Source organism: Dyadobacter sp. CY326 (assembly GCF_021390515.1).
Classification (GTDB): Bacteria; Bacteroidota; Bacteroidia; order Cytophagales; family Spirosomataceae; genus Dyadobacter.
On sequence record NZ_JAJUXI010000007.1, the window covers coordinates 284,644 to 306,178 of the forward strand.

The following is a 21,535-nucleotide window of genomic DNA, read 5'->3' on the forward strand; positions in this document are numbered from 1 at the left end:
TCAAATGACATTTCAAGATTTAAAACTCATTGAGCCTATTGCTAAGGCTCTGCAAGAAGAAGGATATACAACTCCCACACCGATTCAGGCCAAAGCGATTCCTATTATTCTGGAACAAAAAGATTTACTTGGCTGCGCGCAAACGGGCACGGGAAAAACAGCAGCTTTTGCCATTCCAATGTTGCAACTGCTTCATAATAATCCATTTGGGAAGTTTGAGAGAAGTCACATCAGGGCTTTGATCCTGACGCCGACACGCGAGCTTGCCATTCAAATTGGTGAGAGTTTTGCGGCATATGGACGGCACACGGGCGTTAAGCATACAGTTGTTTTTGGGGGAGTTGGGCAAAAGCCTCAAACGGACGCGCTGCAAAGGGGCGTTGATGTGTTGATCGCAACGCCGGGACGTTTGTTAGACCTTATCAATCAAGGTTTTATCAAATTAAACCAGCTGGAATTTTTTGTTTTGGACGAAGCGGATCGCATGCTTGACATGGGCTTTGTTCATGATGTCAAAAAAGTGATCAAGCTGCTTCCTGCAAAAAGACAATCGTTGTTTTTCTCGGCGACCATGCCTCCCGCCATTGTTACATTGGCAAATACAATTTTAAGAAATCCACAAAAAGTTGAAGTTACACCTGTTTCTTCCACTGCGGACACCATTCGTCAGTCTGTTTATTTTGTTGATAAATCAGATAAAAATTCATTGCTTCTGCACATTTTGAAAGATGAATCCATTGCAACCGCGCTTGTTTTTACAAGGACGAAGCATGGCGCTGACAAAGTGGTGAAAGTTTTGAGAAAAGCTGGCGTAAGTTCAGAAGCCATTCATGGAAACAAATCGCAAAATGCACGTCAAAACGCATTGAAGAACTTTAAAAGTCAAACAACGCGGGTTTTGGTTGCGACGGACATTGCTGCAAGAGGAATTGATGTGGATGATTTGACGCATGTCATCAATTACGAGATTCCAAACATTCCGGAAACTTACGTGCACAGAATTGGCCGAACCGGTCGTGCAGGAGCGAAAGGAACTGCTTTCTCATTTTGTGACCTGGACGAAAAAGCATATTTGAAAGACATTCACAAATTGATCGCTAAAAATATTCCGGTGGTGAATGATCATCCCTATGCTGCCGCCAGGTGACAATGACCAGAAATAATTTCGCTGATATTACGCTTCAAGAAGCCAGGCATCTTGTTAATAAGCCAGATGCCATTCTTGTTGACGTGCGTGAAAATTGGGAATTTGAAGAGTTCAATGAAGGAGGAATCAACATTCCCCTGGCTGACATCAGGGCGCGGAGAACAGATCTGGCTCCTTATAATATCATTGTTGTGATTTGCACTAATGGCGTGAGAAGCAAGGTCGCCGCCATGGATTATTGCCGCGTTCCGGAATGGCTCGACAAGCAGATATTTCACGTTCACGGGGGGATTATCGAATCAGAGTGATTGACAGACTTACCAAGTCTTAAAGATTTGGTAAGTCTAAACTTCCTTCAAAAACCCGCACAGCAGGCCCTATTAAATGAATGTTGTCAAATCCTACGGCCGTTTCCTCAAAATCTACTTTCAAAGTTCCACCGATTGTTTCTATCGTGATCGGCCCGTTCCAGCCTTCACGTAAATGTGCGGATAATGCGCAGGCGGTTACGCCGGTTCCGCATGAATAAGTTTCGTCCTCAACGCCGCGCTCGTAGGTTCGCACGCTCAGGTGGTCCTTTTCAATGATTTCAATAAAATTAACATTGGTTCCGCCTTTCGGTCCATAAACAGAACCGTAGCGAATTTCACTTCCTATATTAAACACATCGGTTTCTGATACATTATCCACATAAGTTACATAATGTGGTGAACCTGTGTTCATAAAATCAAATTCTTCATAACGCTCAACGTCAGCAACAGGGGACATTTTGAGACTAATCACTTCCTCAGAAACTGTCGCTTCGTGCACGCCATCGACGGCAATGAATGAAGTTGATTCGGTAAACAATCCCAAATCATGCGCGAAACGCACAACACAACGACCGCCGTTTCCGCACATGCTGCCCTCTCCCCCATCCGCATTAAAATAAACCATCCGAAAGTCGAAACCCGGCTCGTTCTGCAACAAGATCAGTCCGTCTGAACCAATCCCAAAGCGGCGGTGGCAAATGGATGCGATCAATTCTTTTGAAACGGGAAATGAAAGGTCGCGGTTGTCGATCATGACAAAATCATTGCCTGTGCCCTGATATTTGTAAAACGCAATGTTCATAATATTAATCATTTTTTCATCATTTCAAAATCTCCTCCCATTTCACCTATAGCCGTCCGTTTAAACGGACGGCCAGCAGATATGGGAAAAACAAAACCCTGCAGGAAATAATCACCTGCAGGGTTTAAAATTTTTTGTCCGAAGAGAATCTCTATATTACTTCGATACTTTAAGCTCTTTGATACGAGCGGCTTTACCCTGACGGCCACGAAGGAAGAACAGACGTGAACGACGCACCTTACCGCGACGAATCAATTCGATTTTAGCGATACTTGGTGAAAGAATTGGGAAAACACGTTCTACGGCGATGCCATTCGAGATTTTACGCACTGTGAAAGTTTCACCGCTGCCGCTCAAATTGCGACGCTGCATAACTGTACCCTGGAATTGCTGGATACGCTCTTTGTTACCTTCACGAATTTTAACGTGAACGTTGATCGTGTCGCCTGAATTGAATTCAGGATACTCGGATTTACGATTTTCAATCGTTGCTTCTACGAGTTTAATAAGTTCGCTCATGACGAATGCTTTTTTGGATTTAAAATGATAGCTTGCTTCCAGCGGATGAGGTGACGCCCCTTCATTCAAAACAGCTCTTGCGAAAACGAGTGCAAAGCTAACGTTATTTATTTGTTTGTAAAAGCATTTTGAATGAAAATACTCAATGTAAATCAGACTCGCCAGCTGGATGCTTACACCATTGAAAATGAGCCCATTTCTTCACTGGATCTGATGGAACGGGCCTCCAACGCATTCTTAAGGTGGTTTTGCAATCAATTCGTTCACACCCGACCTGTGGCCATTTTTTGTGGCAAAGGCAATAATGGCGGCGACGGCCTGGCCGTTGCCAGATTGCTGAAAGTTGGCGGCTACAATGTTTCAGTATTTATAATTGAATACTCAAACAATGCTTCGGAAGATTTTCAGGGCAATTTAACAAGACTGAAACAACATCTAGAGCCCACCAGCATTGCTTCTGCCGACCAATTGCCGGAATTATCTGAAAATGTGATTTGTATAGACGCGCTTCTGGGCTCCGGCCTAACCCGCCCAGCTGACGGACTGTTAGCACAAGTTATCGGCTATCTTAATGCATTGCCTAATAAGATGGTTTCAATCGACATCGCCAGTGGTCTTTACACCGACAAAGCCAACGAAACGACCGATGCGATTATCGAGCCGAACTTCACGGTTTCGTTTCAGCTGCCAAAACTGGCTTTCCTGATGCCGCAAAACGCAAAGTTTGTTGGTGCATGGCATTTGGTTGACATTGGTTTGAATGAAAAGTTTATCCATGATGTTGAAACGCCATTTTATTACACAGATAAGCGGGCCGCGGAAAAGTTGATTAAACCGCGTGACAAATTCGCTCATAAGGGAACATTCGGGCATGCGCTGCTCATTGCAGGCAGTTATGGCAAGATGGGCGCGGCAGTGTTGTCTGGAAAAGCATGTCTGCGTTCCGGCGTTGGCTTGTTGACAATGCATATTCCGTCATGCGGCTATGACATCATTCAAATTTCTGTCCCCGAAGCGATGGCTGTCACGGACACTAATCACAAGCATATCAGCGAATTGCCAGATTTGGAAAGTTATTCCGCGATTGGAATTGGTCCTGGTTTGGGAAAAGATTCAGAGACAGTCTTGGTTATCGAACAATTGCTAGCAACGACGCAGAGCCCACTGATCATTGACGCCGATGCCCTGAATATTCTATCAGAGAACCGGCATCTTTTAGACAAATTACCTGAAAACACCATTCTAACACCACATCCCAAAGAATTTCAGCGTCTTGCGGGAGAAAGCAAAAACGAATTTGAAAGGCTTCAAATCAGCATTGATTTCGCTCGAAAATACAAAGTTATCATCTGCCTGAAAGGCGCAAACACAGCTGTAATTCTCCCAAACGGCGAAGTACATTTCAACTCAACTGGCAACCCAGGCATGGCAACCGGCGGAACAGGCGATGTCCTTACCGGAATCATCACCAGCCTTTTAGCCCAAAAATATCCTCCATATGAAGCCGCCATTCTAGGCGTTTACCAGCACGGCCTGGCCGGTGACCGAGCCGCGCAGCAGAGAAGTGAGACTGCGCTGATCGCATCAGATTTGGTAGGGAAATTGCGTTGGTGAGCGCAAATAGTTAACTTTGAATTTAGGCAAGAAGCACATGCAATATTTAGAAAGGATAACGATCGACACGTCAATCTGCCATGGGAAACCCTGCATTAGAGGAATGCGCTGGCCCGTGGAAGTGATTATTGACATGCTAACCTCGGGAATGACATTTGACGAAATTCTTGAAGACCATCCCGAACTTGAGAGGGAAGATATTTTAGCATGTCTCAGCTATGCTAAACTCTTGGTTGCAGGGCGCTTAATAAAAGAAGCCGCCTAATGAATTTTCTATGTGACGTGCATATTCCAATTAAGCTAGTCAAGCATTTGAGCAGTATAGGACATTCAGCATCCCATGTCAATAGCCTTCCTTCCAAATGGCACACAACCGATGCTGAGATATGCGCATTAGCGGATAAGCAAGATTTGATAGTCATCACAAAAGATGAAGATTTCCGAAACTCATTTTTGATTCGGCAGACGCCCAAGAAACTCGTTAGAATTGTTTTGGGTAACATTTCTAATCAAATGCTTATCGAGCTTATCCAAAGAAATCTCCCGCTAATTTCGAAGCTGAATGAAGAAACTGGATTTTTTCTTGAACTGGGCGGCTCCGCGGTAGTTTACAATTTGTAGACCGCACTTTCGGAGTTGCAGTTTTCTCGTTTTGGCTACGAATCCCTTAACAACCTAACCATTTATTCATTTTGCCGATCGCAGATTTGTTAGTTGAGCTGCTGGAAGCGCTAATCGAAATATCGCGCAAAAAGGAAAGATAACAGGAAAAAATCTGGACGAATTATTTAAAAGTCGGACGACACATGAGTATCATGAAAAAAAGTCCTGCCTGCGGCATTAGATTTTTTTTTCAACTCAAAACCTGATAAACCACAAACGCCGAGACGTACGCCAGCGTCATTAGATACGCTAGCTGGATCAGTGGCCATTTCCAGCCGTGGGTTTCGCGGTGGACTACGGCGATCGTGCTCATGCACATCATGGCGAAAACGTAGAATATAAGCAGGGAAAAACTGACGGCTGGCGTGAACATGGCCTGACCGGTTTCGGGGTTTTTCTCTTTTATCAATCGTTCCTTCACGGTTGGAACGTCTTCAAAATCACCGCTAATGCTGTAAATGGTTGCCATTGTTCCCACGAAAACTTCCCTCGCAGCAAATGATGCTAGCAATGCAATGCCGATTTTCCAATCATAACCCAACGGCCTGATCGCTGGCTCGATAAAATGTCCAAACTGACCCGCATAAGAATTTTCCAGTTTCACGGATGAAATGGCAGCATTAACCTGCTCCTGCGGTGCATTGCGCATTGTTGCAACGACCTGAGCTTCTGCATTTTCCATGCGGTCACCAGGCCCATAAGAAGACAAAACCCAGAGAATGATCGATATGGACATGATCACTTTGCCCGCTTCCAACACAAAAGAACGCACGCTGTCATACATCGTAAAAGCCACATGTCCCCAGCGCGGCAGCTTGTAAGATGGCATTTCCAACATGAAATACCCGGGTTCTTTTCTTGGTATAAATAAGGAAAGAAGCCAGGCTGTCCCCAACGCGCCAACCAATCCCAACAAATAAAGCCCAAACAAAACAAGTCCTTGCATGTTCAAAAAGCCAAGCACCTTTGTGGAAGGCACGACCAATGCAATTAGAATTGTATAAATAGGAAGCCTCGCAGAGCAGCTCATCAACGGCGTCACCAATATCGTCAAAAGTCGTTCATAACGGCTGCTGATGCTTCTGGTTGTCATAATGGCTGGAACAGCGCAAGCAACACCTGAGATAAGGGGCACAACACTCCGGCCATTCAGCCCGAATTTCCGCATCAGCTTGTCCATAATCACCATCACCCGCGCCATATAACCCGATTCTTCCAAAATAGAAACGAGCGCAAATAAAATCGCAATGGGAGGAATAAAAAGAAGGATTCCGCCCAGTCCGGCCATAATTCCGTCTGTAATCAGATCATTTAAAATGCCTTCTGGCAAAACCCCTTTGGTCCACTCAATGCTGGCTGCAATGCCCGCGTCCAATAAATCGACCGGATATGTTGCCCACGAAAATATTGCTTGAAAAACCAAGATCAGCACCGCAGCAAACATGACATAACCCCAAAACGGATGCAGCAGCACACTATCGAGCTTGCGCGTCCAATAAGGTTGCTCGGTTTGTCCCGCAGATTTGACTGATTTGTTGACAATTGGTTTTATCTTTTCATAACGCGAAACCGTTTCCTCAGCCAAGAATAGATTTTCGTCAAATGCATGTTTTTCAATCAGCTTGTCAAGTGCAACACGTGCCGGTTTTTCGAGAAAAGAAAAATTATCATGCTGACAAACATATTGCAACGCAACATAATCATTGTCAAGCGCATACATTGCTTTTACTTCTTCAATCAGCCTTATTTCATTTTCTTTCGGCTCATAAAAATAAGCGAATGCGGAATGTTCTGATCGCTCAACAACTTGCCTAACTGCCTCTTTAAGCTGATTAATCCCTTCCCCCGTCCGCGCGTTGATGCGCACGACAGGCACATTGAGTTTCATAGCCAACTGCACAGCATTAACTGTCAAATTCATGCTTGCAGCAACATCTAACATATTCAGTGCCAGCACACAAGGCAGGCCCAAGTCATTGACTTCCGTAAAAAGCAAAAGATTTCTTTGCAGATTGGATGCATCAGCCACAACCACAACCACATCCGGGAAATCGGGATGTTTTGGGTTCGCCAAAATGTCCATTACGACAGTTTCATCCCGTGATTTCGGGTAAATGCTGTATGTTCCTGGAAGATCAACGATTATTGCACTCAGCTCAGGCTGTCCGTCAGCTCCCGAAAGCTTAAAAGTTCCTGATTTCTTTTCAACTGTGACGCCCGGAAAATTCCCTGTTTTTTGACGTAAACCGGTTAATGCATTAAATAATGTAGACTTGCCGGCATTCGGGTTACCAACCAGCGCAACTTTTATATTCCCTTGTTTCAATGGAGCGGCTTAATAAACGGAACGTATTTGTCACTCAATCTCAATCACCGCGGCTTCATTCAGTCGTAGAGAAAGACAATAAGATCCACCAACATTAATGCAGATCGGATCACCAAATGGCGCCACCGCATCCAGCCGCACTTCGCAACCAGGCAGACAGCCCATTTCCAGCAATTTCAAAGACATAGCCCGATCTGTGAAAGATTTGATAATCCCTTTTTCGCCCTTTCGAAGATGACTGACTGTACGAGCTGACATACGCTCCTTATTTAGATTCATTTTATTTAAAGTGCAAATTAAGCACTATCAGACCGTAATTCAAATATTACTTTTCGAATTGTATTTTGTCTGATACAAATCACGCAAAATCATGCGCATTAATTATTTCCCTCGGGCTTTATGTAGTACTTTTGCAGCGCAAAGAGTAAATGAGCAGCGGCATTTTGAACGAGATTAAAACCCTTATCTGGAAAGAAATAACACTCGAATGGCGTCAAAAATATGCGCTGAGTGGCATGTTACTTTACGTGATCAGCACCGTTTTCGTTTGTTATCTCAGCTTTAATCTGCGCAGAAACCAACTCACTCCTATTGTCTGGAACACATTATTCTGGATCATTATATTGTTTACAGCGGTTAATGCCATTGCCAAAAGTTTTTCCCAGGAAAGATATGGCCGCCTGATTTACTATTACAGCCTTTGCAGCCCGCAGGCGATCATCATTTCCAAAATTATTTACAACTCATTCATTATGTTGTTGTTATCTGGAATGGGATTCATTTTTTACGCTTTTGTAATGGGCAACGCAGTGGGTGACATGGGGCTTTTTACATTGTGCCTGTTTCTGGCTGCGATCGGATTTGCTTCTGTATTAACTTTGGTGGCTGGCATTGCATCCAAAGCTGATAACAGCGCAACATTGATGGCTGTTTTGAGTTTTCCGATTATTTTGCCCATGATGCTGATGACGATCCGCCTTGCCAAAAACGCAATGGACGGTTTAGACTGGTCGGTAAGCACAGACGAAATCACCACACTATTATCAATTGATCTCATAGTAATTACGCTCAGTTATCTGCTTTTCCCTTATTTGTGGAGGAGCTGAGAATGAGCGAGTAAAGATTTAAAGTAACTGCATAAAATGAGAAAGATCTGGTGGAAAATCCTTTGCATAGTGATCATTTTCTATGTGATCATCATGGGAATAATGGGCCCTGTTCCGCATCTTGCCATCATCAATGAAAGCATTCGCAACACTTATTTTCACGTTGCGCTTTGGCTGGCAATGACCACGCTGCTTTTTGCATCAATGATTTTTTCAATCCGTTATTTGGGCAAAGGACGCATAAGTGATGACGACGTTGCGAGCGAGCTGGCGAAGTCTGCGATATTTTTTGGAATTCTGGGTTGCCTAACTGGCTCAATATGGGCTAATTACACATGGGGCGACCCCTGGCCGAATGATCCGAAACTGAACGGAGCCGCAGTCGGAATACTGATTTATCTTGCTTATTTATTGCTTAGGAGTTCTTTCGAAGATGAGCAGCGCAAGGCCCGGATTTCTTCGGTTTACAACATTTTTGCATTCGCCGTGTTCATTCCGATCATTTACATCTTGCCTAGATTAACCGATTCGCTGCACCCGGGAAGTGGTGGAAACAGCACATTCGGTTCTTACGATTTTGACAATAATATCCGGAAAGTTTTTTATCCCGCCATTATCGGATACATTTTACTTGGCTTGTGGCTGGCCGAGCTTCGAATTCGCATCAAAGTGATCAACCGGGTGAGAGACGAAGCTTTGATCACCTCCGAGAAAGTGCAATAAGTCCGTTAATTTATGTTTTGACAAACATTTTATTTCAATTTTTCGTTAAGATTTTAGTCCATTACTCATACAATGAAAAGAGTCTCCCTCATTCTGCTAACCTTACTTTTGATTTCCGGAAACCTGTTTGCGCAAGCCGCAGACAATGGTGTTGCCATGGCCGATAAGCTGCGTGAAGATGGTAAAATTTGGGTTGTGGTGGCCGTGATTGCCGTCGTTTTTGCGGGCATTGCAGTTAACATGCTTCGGATTGATTCCAAAGTGAGCAAAATTGAAAAAGAGTTAAATATCAAGTAACATTTCATGAAAAAGATACAAATATTCGGCTTAATCATCATTGCAGTTGCCATAGGCATCATTGTCTCAACTGCCGGGGACGCAAGCACTTACGTTGATTTTACCAAAGCAAAAGAAATGGCGCAGGAAGGTGATGCCGAAAGCATTCACGTGGTGGGCAAACTTAAAAAAGATGCCGCTGGCCGCATTCTGGAAATGGAATATCAACCACAGATTGATCCTAATTATTTCGTTTTCACGCTCATTGACAACAATCAGGTGGAGCAGAAAGTGGTTTACAAAAATTCGAAACCGCAGGATTTTGACAAATCAGAGCAGGTTGTTGTCGTTGGCAAAATGAAAGACGGCGCTTTTACTGCTGAAAAGATCCTGATGAAATGCCCATCGAAATACGAGAACGGCAAAATGGAAGAAACTGAACATACGGCAGCAAAATCATGATTCACAGCACCATTGGAAGTGCAGGTCACCTGCTTGTCATCATTGCCTTTGTAACAGCCCTTGTTGCAACTTTTGCCTATTTCAAAGCCGGCACGGCCGGACTTAGCATTGAAGAAAGCACCACCTGGAAAAAGTTTGGACGCGGTGTTTTTTACACGCACGTTGCAGCGGTTTTCGGAGTGGTTTTCTCGCTTTACTGGATCATTGGAAACCATTATTTCGAATATCATTACGCCTGGAAAAACTCTTCCTTGTCGCTGCCGACAGGTTACACCATTTCCAGTTTTTGGCAAGATCAGGAAGGAAGTTTTCTGTTATGGATCTTCTGGAATGTGATTTTGGGCTGTGTTTTGATTTTCACAAATCGTTCTTGGGAAGCTCCTGTTATGACCGTTTTTGCGCTCGTTCAGGCGTTTTTGACGTCCATGATTTTGGGCGTTGTTATTCCAGGCTTGGATTTAAAAATCGGTTCAACGCCGTTTTTATTGCTTAAAGAAGTGATGCCGGACCTGCCCGTCTATCAGATGGATGCGAATTTCATTCCGAAAGATGGTAACGGCTTGAATCCCCTTTTGCAAAACTATTGGATGGTTATTCACCCTCCCACCCTGTTCCTGGGCTTTGCAACAACGCTGATCCCATTCTCATTCGCCATTGCGGGTCTTTGGACCAAGAAAATCCAGGAATGGATTCGTCCGGCTTTGCCCTGGGCGCTCTTTTCTGCAATGATCCTTTGCATTGGTATTTTGATGGGCGCTTACTGGGCTTACGAAACGCTTAATTTTGGTGGTTACTGGAACTGGGACCCCGTTGAAAACTCGTCAATTGTGCCCTGGCTTATTCTTGTTGCGGCAGTTCACACCATGATCATTGGTCGCAGAAATGCAACTGCGCTGAAAACGTCTTTCATCCTGACCATTGCAACATTTATATTGATCCTTTACTCCACATTCATGACCAGAAGTGGCGTGTTGGGGAACGCATCCGTTCACTCATTTACCGATTTGGGTTTATCCGGGCAGTTGCTCATTTATCTGTTCACATTCACCATTCTGGCCATCGTCCTGCTCGTTTATCGCTGGAAGGATTTGCCGAGTGATGAAGAAGAAGTGTCAACTTATTCGCAGGAATTCTGGATTTTCATTGGAGCAACATTGCTTTGCTTGTCCGGTTTTCAAATCCTCGCAACCACTTCCATTCCGGTTTATAATAAAATCGCGGAAGCGTTCGGGAGTGTGCTGAATATGGCGCTTCCAGCCGATCAGATTGGACATTATAATAAATTCCAGCTCTGGTTTTTCTCGCTAATTGTTATTCTGACTGGCGTTGGACAGTTTTTCTGGTGGAAAAGAGTGGGTAAAGACAAGTTACAAGCGCTTTACAATCCATTGCTTATCTCGCTGATAATCAGTGCGGCCATTATCACCATTCAAGGCGTTAAGGAAATTCAGTATATCGCATTGCTGACCGCGGCAGTTTTTGCCATTGTTGCCAACGGAACGATCCTCTTGAACATCATTCGCGGAAACTATAATCTTTCCGGAGGCGCGATTACGCACATTGGCGTTGCTTTAATGTTGATCGGGATCCTGTTTTCTTCTGCTTACACGAAAGTCGTTTCCATCAACAACTCGGGATTGATGATTTCCCGCAGCGAAGAATTTACCAGCAACGATAATAAGGAAAACAAGGAAAATATCACCCTATGGCTTAATAAGCCGGAAAAAATGGGCGATTATATGCTAACCTGGCGTGACGTCCGCGTAGAACCGCGACACATTCCAGGTTACATTCCAAAAAGCTGGGTCGATATTATCGAGGGTGATTTCCACGCGGTTGCATTACGCGACATTGTGGTCGATAACAAAAAATACAATGTGAAGGGCGACACCATTGAGCTGTTTCCGGAAAACTTTTACTACGAAATCGAGTATAGGGAGCCATCGGGACGAATTTTCAGCTTATTCCCTCGGGTACAGATCAATCCGAGAATGGGTGGCATTGTCTCTTCGCCGGACATTCAAAGGAAAGTTGACAAAGACCTTTACACCCACGTCAACATGGTGACCAACCCAACTGCCGAGCCTGTTTGGAGCCAGACGGAAAACTTCACCATCAACTTGCGCGATACTTTCTTTGTAAACGATTATGTTGCCATTTTGGACAATGTAGTCCGCACAGAACAGGTTGAAGGCGTGAAATTGGGCGCAGGCGATGCGGCAGTAAAAGCCATTATCCGCGTTCTGGACAAAGACAAAGAATATGTGGTTACGCCATCGTTTGTGATCCGCGACCGCATGGTTGCGCGCAAGCCTGAGGTCAATAACGATCTGGGCATGCGGATTCAGTTTCAGGAAATCAACCCGCAAACGGGCCAATTCTCATTCTCAGTCAACACCACGCAGCGCGATTTCATTGTGATGAAAGCCATTGAAAAGCCGCTGATCAACATTCTTTGGCTGGGAACATTTGTGCTCGTCATCGGTTTCATTATGGCGACTGTCAGAAGGTTTAAGGATTTCATCAAGGTCAGAGACAAAGAGAACAATTCGAATAATAAAACCAAGGTGAAGGTTAAAGTGCAACCCGCCTGATTTTCATAGAATTTAAGCATAAAAAAAGTCTCCTGCCGAATAATTCAGCAGGAGACTTTTTCATTTTTATCACTAGAATCTAAACCCTAACCTCGTAAAAAAGAACGCGCCGTTGCTTCCCATTTGCACAGGGTCCCAGCCCCCACCCGATTCAGTCAATGCCGGCGACGACATGTCGGGATACACATTCAGGATGTTGCTTCCACCCACAGAGATTGCGAAATGATTGTTCAGCCTGTAATTAACAGTCAAATCCGTCTGAACCTTTGCCTTGTAAACATCCAATTCATAATCCCAATTGGCAAGCTTCACCTCTCCGAAACGTACAAAACGAAGCATAAAGCTCAGCTTTTGAACCGCATAATCCAATGTCAGGTTGATCTTGGACGGCGGTGCGGACGCAAGCACAAAACGGCGTTCGCGTTCGTCGAAATAAGTGTCTTCCTTGCCAGCCAAACTCGGCACCGTGTTCACAGGGCCAAGGTCCATTTGATTGAAATTGGCAGCAAGCGTCGTGCTCAGCCGGCCTATCCCCAGCCCAGTCGAATGCGCGATAATGACGTCGATCCCTTTTGTCGTCGTGTAAGAAAGCGCATTGGTAAAAAACTGCGCCTTACCAACCCGAAGCGCCTTTAACAAGTCGCCAATGTCCTCGTCTTCATCGCTGAACTGGCCCGTAAGCACCACGCGATCTTTTACTTTCACATAATAACCGTCGACCGTGACAGACAAGCCGGGCGCTGGATTCATCGTGATGCCGATGCTCGCATTCTCCGACGTTTCTTGTTTTAGCTGCGGAATGCCCAGAGCCCTCGTCACGGCGCTGTTGTTATTGGCAAGCAAAACCTCAACTGCCTCGCCGTTGACAAAATTTGTGAATGTTGAGTTGAAATATTTTTGAGCCAATGAAGGCGCCCGGAATCCCGTGCTCACCGATCCGCGCAATGCAACGGCATTCGTAATTTTATAGCGCAAGCCAACTTTTCCATTCAATGTGCTTCCGAAATCACTGTAATTTTCAAATCGGACCGCAGCGTCGATCAGGAGTTTTTTGGTCAAATCTGCTTCAATGTCCAAATATGCGCCAGCATTGGAACGCCCGCGGTTGGTCACATCGGCCGGACTGTAACCCGGAAAACCCTGAGATCCGCCAGCCAAAGTCGGGTCATAATTGTAATATGAAGCACGCTCACCAGCGAAAATCTTGTAACGTTCCGTACGATATTCACCACCAAATGCAACATTAAGCCCTTGCAAAATGCCTTTGTAATAACGCGTAACATTCAGGTTCGTCACATTTTGCGCCAGCTGAAAACCACCCGCATCGAATTCTGTCTGCGATTGCTCGCCTAATGAAGCATTGATTGAATTTCTGACATCAAACTGGAATTTATTAAACCCATAAGTGTTGCTCAAATCAATGTCCCAGGACTTCCAAACGCCACGCACGCCTCCCGTAACAGCCCGGTCGTCAATGGTGCTTGCGATAATCGGGTCAAAACCATTGGGATAAATGGCAGGCACATTGCGGTCATCTTCCGGGAAACGCGTCCAGGCATATGCATCCCCTTTTCGCTTGTTAACGCCGCCAAAACTATAAACTTGAAAATTCTGGCCCACCGGAATTTTCGCATTGTAATAAAGCGCAGCATTGTTGATTTTGGGATCGCCATATTGGCGTCTGGCCAGCTCGCTTTCATCTGAAACAGTGTTCGCCCGGTTGGTGTGATCGCGGAAATTGTAATCTGCTGTCACATTCAGAAAACCTTTTTGAGCCAATTTTACGCCATAATTAACATTCACATTGTAATTCAGCCCATCAAAACTTTTGTCATCAAAACGATATTTTGCCTTAAACATGCCAGCATTCACATTGGCGGTTAGCTGGTTTACTGTTTCTTTCAAAACAATGTTGATAACGCCCGCAATCGCGTCAGAACCATATTGGGCTGCGGCGCCATCGCGCAAAATTTCAATGCGCTCGATCGCGGCGGCTGGAATTGCATTTAAGTCAGTTCCTGTGTTCCCGCGTCCTCTTGATCCAAACAAATTGACCAGCGCCGACTGATGCCTTCTTTTTCCATTGATCAGAACCAATGTTTGATCGGGTCCAAGGCCGCGCAATGATGCCGGGTCCACGTGGTCGGCGCCATCGGAGCCCGTTTGCCTGTTTGAATTAAATGATGGAGCTGCAAACTGCAAAAGCTGATTTACGTCCAGCTGGCCCTGTTTGGTGGTCACTTCACGAATGTCGATAATGTCCACCGGTGCCGGCGTGTCCGTGGACGACCGGTTTGCATTGCGTGAACCCACAACTGTAACTTGATTCAAGATCGTTGCGTCCTGCATTACAAAATCCTGAGAAACCAAGCCGCTTATTTCTCGCTCCATGGTCGTGTAACCGACATAAGTCACCACCAATGTGGCGTTTGAACGGCCAACCGCAAGCGTGTATGCGCCGCGCCCGTCTGTTATTGTGCCATTATTGGCTCCCTTTTCAACGACAGAGGCCCCAATCAGCGGATCGCCGTTTTCATCCGAAATCTTTCCCGTCACCTTAAAGCCCTGGGCAAACGAGCAGTACGCAGAAAAAATCAATAGCCAGGTAAAAATTGTTTTAGTCATGAAGATGATTATGTTTGGAACGTACGCGTAAATAACAGGCGGCAATATAAAATTTTTTGAAATAAAACTTTTTCAAAATTTTGTAACCACAAACTCACAGTCAGCGATATTAAATTTGTATTTTCAAATAAATGATATCAATTTTCCGGAATGGAGAATCACAACCAGCTGATATATAACATTTCCGTGCAAAACGTTTTTTACTTTGCTGCCCGTCAAAAGATCTGAATAGTTATATTTACAATTAAAATTTTCCGCTTATAATCGTTTATTATGGATTCTAATCTCATCAAATCCGCCCTTGGCCGTCTGCGCATTGTCGCATTTCTTGAAGGTATATCTTTCCTTGTTTTGCTCGGCATTGCCATGCCTTTAAAATACATGGCGGGCGTTCCACAGGCCGTACGTGTTGTGGGCATGGCACACGGCGTTCTCTTTGTGCTTTTTGTAATGTTACTGATCCAGGTCGCTATTGAAAGAGGCTGGTCATTCAAAAAATCCTTTTTATCATTCCTATCCTCATTGGTCCCTTTCGGCACATTTTATGCTGACGCCAAATGGTTTAGAAACTGAATTCCCTGAACCTTAATATTTTACACATTCCTACACCCCGATCAAGTGCAACGTAATTTTATCCTAACCTTAATTTTTTTCTGTTTAATCACCATCCAAAGCATTGCTCAGAAACCCAATGAAAAATATCAATACAATATCCATTCCGCGACTTCATCGCTGAACATTGACGGCGTCGCCGATGACCTGGCCTGGGAATCTGCGGAAACTGCGAACAACTTTTTCATGATCACGCCCATGGACACGAGCTTCTCCCGGGCGCAGACTGATGTGAAGATGTGTTATGACAAAGACAACATTTACATCCTGGTTATCAACTACAAAACGGTCAAAGGCTCCATCATTGTAGAGTCGCTGAAAAGGGATTTCGCATTCGGAAAGAATGATAATTTTCTGCTTTTCATGGACACTTTTGATGACAAAACCAATGGTTTTTCATTTGGCGCAAATGCAGCCGGAGCTCCCTGGGATGGCCAGCAGGGCGACGGCGGAACGGTTGATTTGAGTTGGGATAACAAATGGGTGAGCGCTGTCAAAAACGATGACGACAAGTGGGTTTGGGAGGCTGCAATTCCTTTCAAAAGCATTCGTTACAAGCCGGGAATTACGAAATGGGGGATCAATTTCAGCCGCCAGGATCTGACCATTTCCGAAAAATCAGCCTGGGCTCCCGTCCCGCGACAATTCCCCTCTGCATCCCTTGCTTACACCGGCGTCCTAGCCTGGGATGTGCCGCCGCCCAATCCGGGTCCGAACATTTCCGTTATTCCCTATTTCGCCAATCGGTTGACAAAAGATTATCAGAAAGACACGCCCAGCAAATACAAGCCTGCCGTCGGCGGTGACGTTAAAATCGGACTGACGCCCGCGCTTAACCTTGATTTGACCGTCAACCCCGACTTTTCGCAGGTGGACGTGGACGTGCAGCAAACCAACTTGGACCGTTTCGAACTGTTTTTTCCGGAGCGTCGTCAGTTCTTCCTCGAAAACGCTGACCTTTTCGCCAACTTCGGGTACGCTACCATTCGGCCGTTTTTCTCCCGGCGCATTGGATTAGGTGTGCCCATTCAGTTTGGCGCGCGTATGAGCGGGAAGCTGAATAAGAACTGGCGGATCGGCGTGCTGGATGTGCAGACCGGCTCGTCTGACAGTTTGACGCCCAGAAACAATTATGCGGTTTTTGCATTGCAAAGGCAATTACTGGCGCGATCCAATGTGCGTTTCATCTTTGTAAATAAGGATGCGACCAACTATTCACTGGAAAACCACGGCGCTACAAACCGCTATAACCGCAACATTGGTGCTGAATTTAACCTCGCGAGTGCGAAAAATCTCTGGACGGGAAAAGTTATGATGCTCAAATCATTCACACCCGGAAAAACCACGGACGATTTTACGCATGCAGCCGATTTGAAGTTTAATAAGGCCAATTTCTTCTGGCAATGGCAGCATGAGTATGTCGGCAAAAACTTCAATGCGGAAGTGGGTTATGTGCCCAATGCGGTTCGGATGGGTTACTATAAAATCAGCCCCAATGTTGGCTATTTGTTCTTTGTAAAAAATCCGAAAATCATCAGCCACGGACCGAAACTGATCAGCAATGTGTTTTGGGACAAAAGATTTAATCTGAGCGACCGGGAATTCATCCTTTCCTATAACCTCAATTTCATCAATCGGGCAACGGTTGCCGTTTGGGGATCAAGCAATTACATCCGTTTACTCCGGCCATTTGACCCGACAAACTTGGGCATAGGCACATTGATAACCGGCAGTGAGCATAATTGGAAAGCAGCCGGTTTCGACATTGTTTCCGGACCGCAAAACCGCCTTACTTATACAGCCTCCGGGATTTTTGGAGGTTACTACCAGAATGGACACCGCAATAATTTACGTGCTGAACTGGGTTACCGTGTGCAGCCTTACGTGGCCATCACCATGGCCGGGAATTACAACGACATTCGCCTGCCCGAACCATGGAAACGCACGCAATTGTGGCTCGTAGGCCCGCGTGTGGATGTCACATTCACCAATAAGTTGTTTTTTACGACATTCATGCAGTATAACAATCAGGCGGATAATATCAACCTGAACGCGCGTCTGCAATGGCGTTATAAGCCTGCGTCGGACTTATTCATTGTTTACACGGACAATTATTTGCCTGAAAACTTTCTCGTTAAGAACCGTGCGCTTGTCTTGAAATTCACTTATTGGTGGAATTTGTAAATCAATAAAACACCTCAATGTTCTTGCTTTTGAGCTGTCCCAATTGTCTGCTATACTTTTTTTCAGCGTCTTCATTGACAAATGGGTTGCCACGGAGATAAAGCTTTTCCAGCTGCTTTATCTCCAAAAGCTGCTCCGGGAAATCGGGGAAATTGTTTGAAGAAAGATCCAGCTCTTCCAACCGGACAAATGCGGTCAGCTCTTTTGGGAAATTTGTAAACCAGTTATAACCCAGATCCAGGATTTTCAGATTCTGCATTTTTGTAATCCGCGCAGGCAGCTTGCTCAAATGGTTGTGATGCGCATAAAGCGTGTGGATTTTCTTCATCCGGTCAATTCGCTCGGGAAGCGCGGAAATTTGATTGTGTGACACTGCCAGATGCGTCAGTTTTTTAAGCTTGGTGATGGACGAAGGAAGCGTTTCAAGGTTATTGTAATACAAATCCAGCACTTGCAGATTCTTCATTTTTTTGATCCCCTTCGGCAAAACGGCAATCCCCGACTTGTAGAGATTCAGATCCTGAATTTGCTTCAACTTGCGAAAACTGCGGCTTGAAAGCTCAGGCAAAGCATTCCCTCCAAGCCAAAGGATCGAGAGCTTTTTTGAATTTCGGACCGTCTGCGGAATGTCGGCGAACTGGTTGTCTTTCAGGTTAAGCAATGTCAATGTCTTGTTTGGCGAAATATCCAAACTCTCGTTAGTCAGCTTGTTGCCTTGCAGATGAAGCTGCGTTAACCTGGGCAGCCGCTGCATGTCAATGTTAACCGCCGTAAGCCGATTAGAGCCCAGATACAGTTCTTCCAGATTTGGAAATCTGTAAATAACATTCGGCACAGTCGCAAGATCTAACTGATTTAAAAAGAGACGCTTGACTTTCAATGTGTCCTGGAAAACCAATGCTGTTTTCAGATCCACAACTGCACTGTCGCCGCTGCGAACCGCGCGTGGCATTTCTACTTTTCCAATATTTTGAATGCCCATCACCGAAAACTTACGGCCGGGCGATTGCGCCACTTTAAAGCCTTCCAAGCCAGCCTGAAAAGCATTTCTCGTATGATTTTCCAGTGAATCCTTGTCGTATCTCGCGCTGGCTTGAATGTCAAAAAGGAGATAATCAAGGCTGCCCGAGGCATTGAAGAAAAACTGGCCAAACACTGTAATTCCGGGTTCGGGGTTTTCAGGATATGTGGCGACCACCAAAGCCCTGAACTTCTTCATCACTTCACGAGTCGCGAGCTCGTCATCCCTAGCATAATCATTGGCCAATGTGGCGGCGTCAACACCTTCTTTTTCGGCGCTTTTTGAAGACAAGATCCGGGTTTGTGCACAAAGATTTTGGACGCACAAACAAACTAATGTAGCTAGGAATACTTTCATGACACAAAGGTTTTTTATGGAAGCACTAACATAACTAAAAGTTTAGTCATATTATTATAGTTACTTACATATTTTCTCTTTGCGACCTTTTCAAATTAAATAAACAGCTATTAATGAGCTACTTACTTCTATCAATGGTGTATTGAACAAGCTGTTCGAGCGAACGCCTGTGTGGAGAATCCGCAAATTCATATAATAAAGCACGCGCCTCTTCAACGTAACGCTGCATCACTTGCTGCGCATAACCCAGCCCACCCGACTCCTTAACGAATGCTATCACCTCGCTTACTTTCTTGGGTTTGTGACTTTCGTTACGGATGATATTGATGATCCTTCTTTTTTCAAGCCAGCTTGCTTTATTGAGGGCATAAATGAGCGGCAGGGTCATTTTTTTCTCTTTAATGTCAATGCCCAGCGGTTTCCCGATTTCATCTTCGCCATAATCAAAAAGGTCGTCTTTGATCTGAAAAGCCATGCCTACTTTTTCACCAAAAGCATGCATGCGCTTCACAATGTCCGCAGTTGCGCCCACTGAACTAGCGCCTACGGCACAGCAGGAAGCAATCAGCGAGGCCGTTTTTTGCTTGATAATCTGATAGTAAACCTCTTCGTTAATGTCCAGTCTTCGCGCTTTCTCAATTTGCAGCAGTTCCCCTTCACTCAATTCCCGAACGGCGGTGGAAACAATTTTCAGGATTTCAAATTCACCATGATCCACAGACAAAAGCAATCCGCGTGAAAGCAGATAATCACCCACCAAAACTGCGATTTTATTTTTCCATAATGCATTGACGGAGAAGAAACCGCGGCGATAATTGGAGTCATCCACCACATCATCGTGCACAAGTGTAGCAGTGTGCAAAAGCTCGATTAGTGCGCCGCCTCTGTGTGTGGACTCGGAGATTTGCCCGCAAACGCCAGCCGAAAGAAACACAAACATGGGCCGGAGCTGCTTTCCCTTGCGGCGAACAATGTAATTCATGATCTGGTCCAGCAGCATTACATCACTTTTCATAAACTGACGAAATTTGTGCTCAAAAGCCTTCATTTCATCTGCAATCGGGACCTGAATTTCCTTTACTGAAAGGGTCATATTAATGGACGAGGGCCGTTACGATCCCTCCTGATATAAAAGGCGAAGAACAAAAGCAGCCTCAATTTTAAGCTTTTCATGCTTCTGAACTCTAATCTTCAAATTTGGAATAAAATCTTCTGTTTATATCAATTTAATTTTGAAAATGTTTAGAATTGAAAAAATTAGAATTTACATGAAAGCACTAGTTCTGGGCGGGGGATCAATGAAAGGGGCCTTTCAGGTCGGCGTTATACAGGCTGTACTGGAAAATGGCTTTGAGCCCGAGATGGTTTACGGCATCTCCGTCGGTGCATTGAATGCAACGTTTCTTGCCAATGAAACCGGGAAACAATTGCTGGAAAAGAAGGAAGTCAAATGGCCCCTCGCAGGAAGAAAGCTGCTCGAATTCTGGATCAAGAACATTACACAACCGCAGGATATTTCCATGCTTCGTTCGAGGGTGAGTCTTGGAATGGCAACATTAATGAGCCGTTTCGAAGGCATCGTAGATCCCCTGCCGTTGCATACATTAATCCGCAAGCATGTCAATGATGCTTTTATTGCCAATAGTCCAGTCAAAATTAAAGTGGGCGCGGTGAATATTGGCAGTGGGGAAATGAAATATGCTTCGCCGGAAAACCGGCATTTTCTAAGTTATGTGTGTGCAAGCTCATCCATTCCCATGCTGATGCCGGCTGTTGAAATTGAGCAGCAACTTTATCTGGACGGCGGCTTACGTGAGGTCGCGCCCATTCGCCAGGCGATTGAAGACGGCGCGACTGAAATCGTGCTCATAGCCTGCCATTCACCGCTTCTATATCAACCCGAAGACATGAATTCGCGCAACCTCATCACGCTCATCGAGCGCGTCCGGGATATCACGGTGAATCAAATTGTTAACAGCAACGTCGCCTGGGCCGAATCCTACGTGGACCGTTCCAATCTACGAGACAAGCCAATGAGACTGACCGTCATCCGTCCCGCAGTGCCACTTTTTCTGGATTTGCAGCATTTCACATCAGACGACATTTCGAGGCTTATCGTGGAAGGTTATCGGGCGGGGATTGAGTCGATTGTGAATAAAAAAAGCCCGGCCATATGACCGGGCTTTGTGCTAA

General features: G+C 45.1%; 20 protein-coding genes. 13 read left to right on the forward strand and 7 right to left on the reverse strand.

Annotation, left to right across the window (positions count from 1 at the left end):
• Positions 1-4 precede the first annotated feature (4 nt).
• Both LZG73_RS15950 and LZG73_RS15955 read left to right on the forward strand, forming a co-directional pair.
• Positions 5-1,147, forward strand: coding sequence for a DEAD/DEAH box helicase (locus tag LZG73_RS15950; RefSeq protein ID WP_233851971.1), 1,143 nt, complete (start codon positions 5-7; stop codon positions 1,145-1,147).
• A 2-nt stretch (positions 1,148-1,149) separates the two neighbouring features.
• Entirely contained in the window at positions 1,150-1,455 is a 306-nt protein-coding gene (locus tag LZG73_RS15955; RefSeq protein WP_233851974.1) for a rhodanese-like domain-containing protein, read from the forward strand.
• Positions 1,456-1,474: 19 nt separating this feature from the next.
• Here the strand turns inward: LZG73_RS15955 and dapF are convergent, their stop codons facing one another.
• Both dapF and rplS read right to left on the reverse strand, forming a co-directional pair.
• Positions 1,475-2,260: a diaminopimelate epimerase gene (gene dapF / locus LZG73_RS15960; protein WP_233852452.1), complete on the reverse strand. Its 786-nt coding sequence runs from the start codon at positions 2,258-2,260 to the stop codon at positions 1,475-1,477.
• Between the two features lie 156 nt (positions 2,261-2,416).
• Entirely contained in the window at positions 2,417-2,779 is a 363-nt protein-coding gene (gene rplS, locus LZG73_RS15965; protein ID WP_082213983.1) for a 50S ribosomal protein L19, read from the reverse strand.
• A gap of 132 nt (positions 2,780-2,911) precedes the next feature.
• On the opposite strand from rplS, the gene LZG73_RS15970 reads away from it, so the two are divergent.
• The 3 genes from LZG73_RS15970 to LZG73_RS15980 are packed head-to-tail and all read left to right on the forward strand — an operon-like array spanning position 2,912 to position 5,014.
• The gene (locus tag LZG73_RS15970; protein WP_233851976.1) at positions 2,912-4,393 is read left to right on the forward strand and encodes an NAD(P)H-hydrate dehydratase; all 1,482 of its coding nucleotides are present in this window, start codon (positions 2,912-2,914) and stop codon (positions 4,391-4,393) included.
• 37 nt (positions 4,394-4,430) lie between these two features.
• Positions 4,431-4,658: a DUF433 domain-containing protein gene (locus tag LZG73_RS15975; protein WP_233851978.1), complete on the forward strand. Its 228-nt coding sequence runs from the start codon at positions 4,431-4,433 to the stop codon at positions 4,656-4,658.
• A complete protein-coding gene (locus LZG73_RS15980; RefSeq protein ID WP_233851989.1) occupies positions 4,658-5,014 on the forward strand; it encodes a DUF5615 family PIN-like protein in 357 nt (118 codons plus the stop codon). The genes LZG73_RS15975 and LZG73_RS15980 overlap by 1 nt, the downstream gene beginning before the upstream one ends.
• 232 nt (positions 5,015-5,246) lie before the next feature.
• Here LZG73_RS15980 and feoB read toward each other — a convergent pair whose 3' ends face one another.
• Together feoB and LZG73_RS15990 are read right to left on the reverse strand one after the other, a co-directional pair.
• Positions 5,247-7,382 (reverse strand): ferrous iron transport protein B, encoded by a 2,136-nt coding sequence (feoB, locus tag LZG73_RS15985; RefSeq protein WP_233851993.1) that lies wholly within the window; start codon positions 7,380-7,382, stop codon positions 5,247-5,249.
• 30 nt (positions 7,383-7,412) lie between these two features.
• Complete coding sequence (locus tag LZG73_RS15990) at positions 7,413-7,640, reverse strand: FeoA family protein (RefSeq protein ID WP_233851995.1); 228 nt, start codon at positions 7,638-7,640, stop codon at positions 7,413-7,415.
• A gap of 170 nt (positions 7,641-7,810) precedes the next feature.
• On the opposite strand from LZG73_RS15990, the gene LZG73_RS15995 reads away from it, so the two are divergent.
• The 5 genes from LZG73_RS15995 (at position 7,811) to ccsA (LZG73_RS16015) (ending at position 12,543) form a co-directional block, all read left to right on the forward strand.
• Complete coding sequence (locus LZG73_RS15995) at positions 7,811-8,488, forward strand: heme exporter protein CcmB (protein WP_233852007.1); 678 nt, start codon at positions 7,811-7,813, stop codon at positions 8,486-8,488.
• 36 nt (positions 8,489-8,524) lie between these two features.
• Positions 8,525-9,211: a cytochrome c biogenesis protein CcsA gene (ccsA, locus tag LZG73_RS16000; protein ID WP_233852010.1), complete on the forward strand. Its 687-nt coding sequence runs from the start codon at positions 8,525-8,527 to the stop codon at positions 9,209-9,211.
• A 72-nt stretch (positions 9,212-9,283) separates the two neighbouring features.
• Entirely contained in the window at positions 9,284-9,508 is a 225-nt protein-coding gene (locus tag LZG73_RS16005; RefSeq protein WP_233852014.1) for a CcmD family protein, read from the forward strand.
• Positions 9,509-9,514: 6 nt separating this feature from the next.
• Entirely contained in the window at positions 9,515-9,949 is a 435-nt protein-coding gene (locus LZG73_RS16010; RefSeq protein WP_233852017.1) for a cytochrome c maturation protein CcmE, read from the forward strand.
• Positions 9,946-12,543 (forward strand): cytochrome c biogenesis protein CcsA, encoded by a 2,598-nt coding sequence (gene ccsA, locus LZG73_RS16015; RefSeq protein ID WP_233852029.1) that lies wholly within the window; start codon positions 9,946-9,948, stop codon positions 12,541-12,543. Before LZG73_RS16010 ends, ccsA (LZG73_RS16015) begins: the two co-directional genes overlap by 4 nt.
• Before the next feature lie 72 nt (positions 12,544-12,615).
• Here the strand turns inward: ccsA (LZG73_RS16015) and LZG73_RS16020 are convergent, their stop codons facing one another.
• Positions 12,616-15,168 carry a TonB-dependent receptor gene (locus tag LZG73_RS16020; RefSeq protein WP_233852033.1) on the reverse strand — a complete coding sequence of 851 codons (2,553 nt, stop codon included), beginning with the start codon at positions 15,166-15,168 and terminating at the stop codon, positions 12,616-12,618.
• Positions 15,169-15,441: 273 nt separating this feature from the next.
• On the opposite strand from LZG73_RS16020, the gene LZG73_RS16025 reads away from it, so the two are divergent.
• Positions 15,442-15,741, forward strand: coding sequence for a DUF3817 domain-containing protein (locus LZG73_RS16025; RefSeq protein WP_233852036.1), 300 nt, complete (start codon positions 15,442-15,444; stop codon positions 15,739-15,741).
• 45 nt (positions 15,742-15,786) lie between these two features.
• Entirely contained in the window at positions 15,787-17,964 is a 2,178-nt protein-coding gene (locus LZG73_RS16030) for a DUF5916 domain-containing protein (RefSeq protein WP_233852038.1), read from the forward strand.
• 1 nt (position 17,965) lies between these two features.
• Here the strand turns inward: LZG73_RS16030 and LZG73_RS16035 are convergent, their stop codons facing one another.
• Positions 17,966-19,342, reverse strand: a complete 1,377-nt coding sequence (locus LZG73_RS16035; RefSeq protein ID WP_233852040.1) for a leucine-rich repeat domain-containing protein — start codon at positions 19,340-19,342, stop codon at positions 17,966-17,968.
• A gap of 118 nt (positions 19,343-19,460) precedes the next feature.
• Positions 19,461-20,435 carry a polyprenyl synthetase family protein gene (locus LZG73_RS16040; RefSeq protein WP_233852043.1) on the reverse strand — a complete coding sequence of 325 codons (975 nt, stop codon included), beginning with the start codon at positions 20,433-20,435 and terminating at the stop codon, positions 19,461-19,463.
• A gap of 175 nt (positions 20,436-20,610) precedes the next feature.
• On the opposite strand from LZG73_RS16040, the gene LZG73_RS16045 reads away from it, so the two are divergent.
• On the forward strand, positions 20,611-21,519 hold the full coding sequence (locus tag LZG73_RS16045; protein ID WP_233852052.1) for a patatin-like phospholipase family protein: 909 nt from the start codon (positions 20,611-20,613) through the stop codon (positions 21,517-21,519).
• Positions 21,520-21,535 lie beyond the last annotated feature (16 nt).

Bases quoted from the DNA above. Each gene is read 5' to 3' on its own strand.
- LZG73_RS15950 (WP_233851971.1), top strand. From the start codon at position 5: ATGACATTTCAAGATTTAAAACTCATTGAGCCTATTGCTAAGGCTCTG.
- LZG73_RS15955 (WP_233851974.1), top strand. From the start codon at position 1,150: ATGACCAGAAATAATTTCGCTGATATTACGCTTCAAGAAGCCAGGCAT.
- dapF (WP_233852452.1), bottom strand. From the start codon at position 2,260: ATGAACATTGCGTTTTACAAATATCAGGGCACAGGCAATGATTTTGTC.
- rplS (WP_082213983.1), bottom strand. From the start codon at position 2,779: ATGAGCGAACTTATTAAACTCGTAGAAGCAACGATTGAAAATCGTAAA.
- LZG73_RS15970 (WP_233851976.1), top strand. From the start codon at position 2,912: ATGAAAATACTCAATGTAAATCAGACTCGCCAGCTGGATGCTTACACC.
- LZG73_RS15975 (WP_233851978.1), top strand. From the start codon at position 4,431: ATGCAATATTTAGAAAGGATAACGATCGACACGTCAATCTGCCATGGG.
- LZG73_RS15980 (WP_233851989.1), top strand. From the start codon at position 4,658: ATGAATTTTCTATGTGACGTGCATATTCCAATTAAGCTAGTCAAGCAT.
- LZG73_RS15990 (WP_233851995.1), bottom strand. From the start codon at position 7,640: ATGTCAGCTCGTACAGTCAGTCATCTTCGAAAGGGCGAAAAAGGGATT.
- LZG73_RS15995 (WP_233852007.1), top strand. From the start codon at position 7,811: ATGAGCAGCGGCATTTTGAACGAGATTAAAACCCTTATCTGGAAAGAA.
- ccsA (WP_233852010.1), top strand. From the start codon at position 8,525: ATGAGAAAGATCTGGTGGAAAATCCTTTGCATAGTGATCATTTTCTAT.
- LZG73_RS16005 (WP_233852014.1), top strand. From the start codon at position 9,284: ATGAAAAGAGTCTCCCTCATTCTGCTAACCTTACTTTTGATTTCCGGA.
- LZG73_RS16010 (WP_233852017.1), top strand. From the start codon at position 9,515: ATGAAAAAGATACAAATATTCGGCTTAATCATCATTGCAGTTGCCATA.
- ccsA (WP_233852029.1), top strand. From the start codon at position 9,946: ATGATTCACAGCACCATTGGAAGTGCAGGTCACCTGCTTGTCATCATT.
- LZG73_RS16020 (WP_233852033.1), bottom strand. From the start codon at position 15,168: ATGACTAAAACAATTTTTACCTGGCTATTGATTTTTTCTGCGTACTGC.
- LZG73_RS16025 (WP_233852036.1), top strand. From the start codon at position 15,442: ATGGATTCTAATCTCATCAAATCCGCCCTTGGCCGTCTGCGCATTGTC.
- LZG73_RS16035 (WP_233852040.1), bottom strand. From the start codon at position 19,342: ATGAAAGTATTCCTAGCTACATTAGTTTGTTTGTGCGTCCAAAATCTT.
- LZG73_RS16040 (WP_233852043.1), bottom strand. From the start codon at position 20,435: ATGACCCTTTCAGTAAAGGAAATTCAGGTCCCGATTGCAGATGAAATG.
- LZG73_RS16045 (WP_233852052.1), top strand. From the start codon at position 20,611: ATGAAAGCACTAGTTCTGGGCGGGGGATCAATGAAAGGGGCCTTTCAG.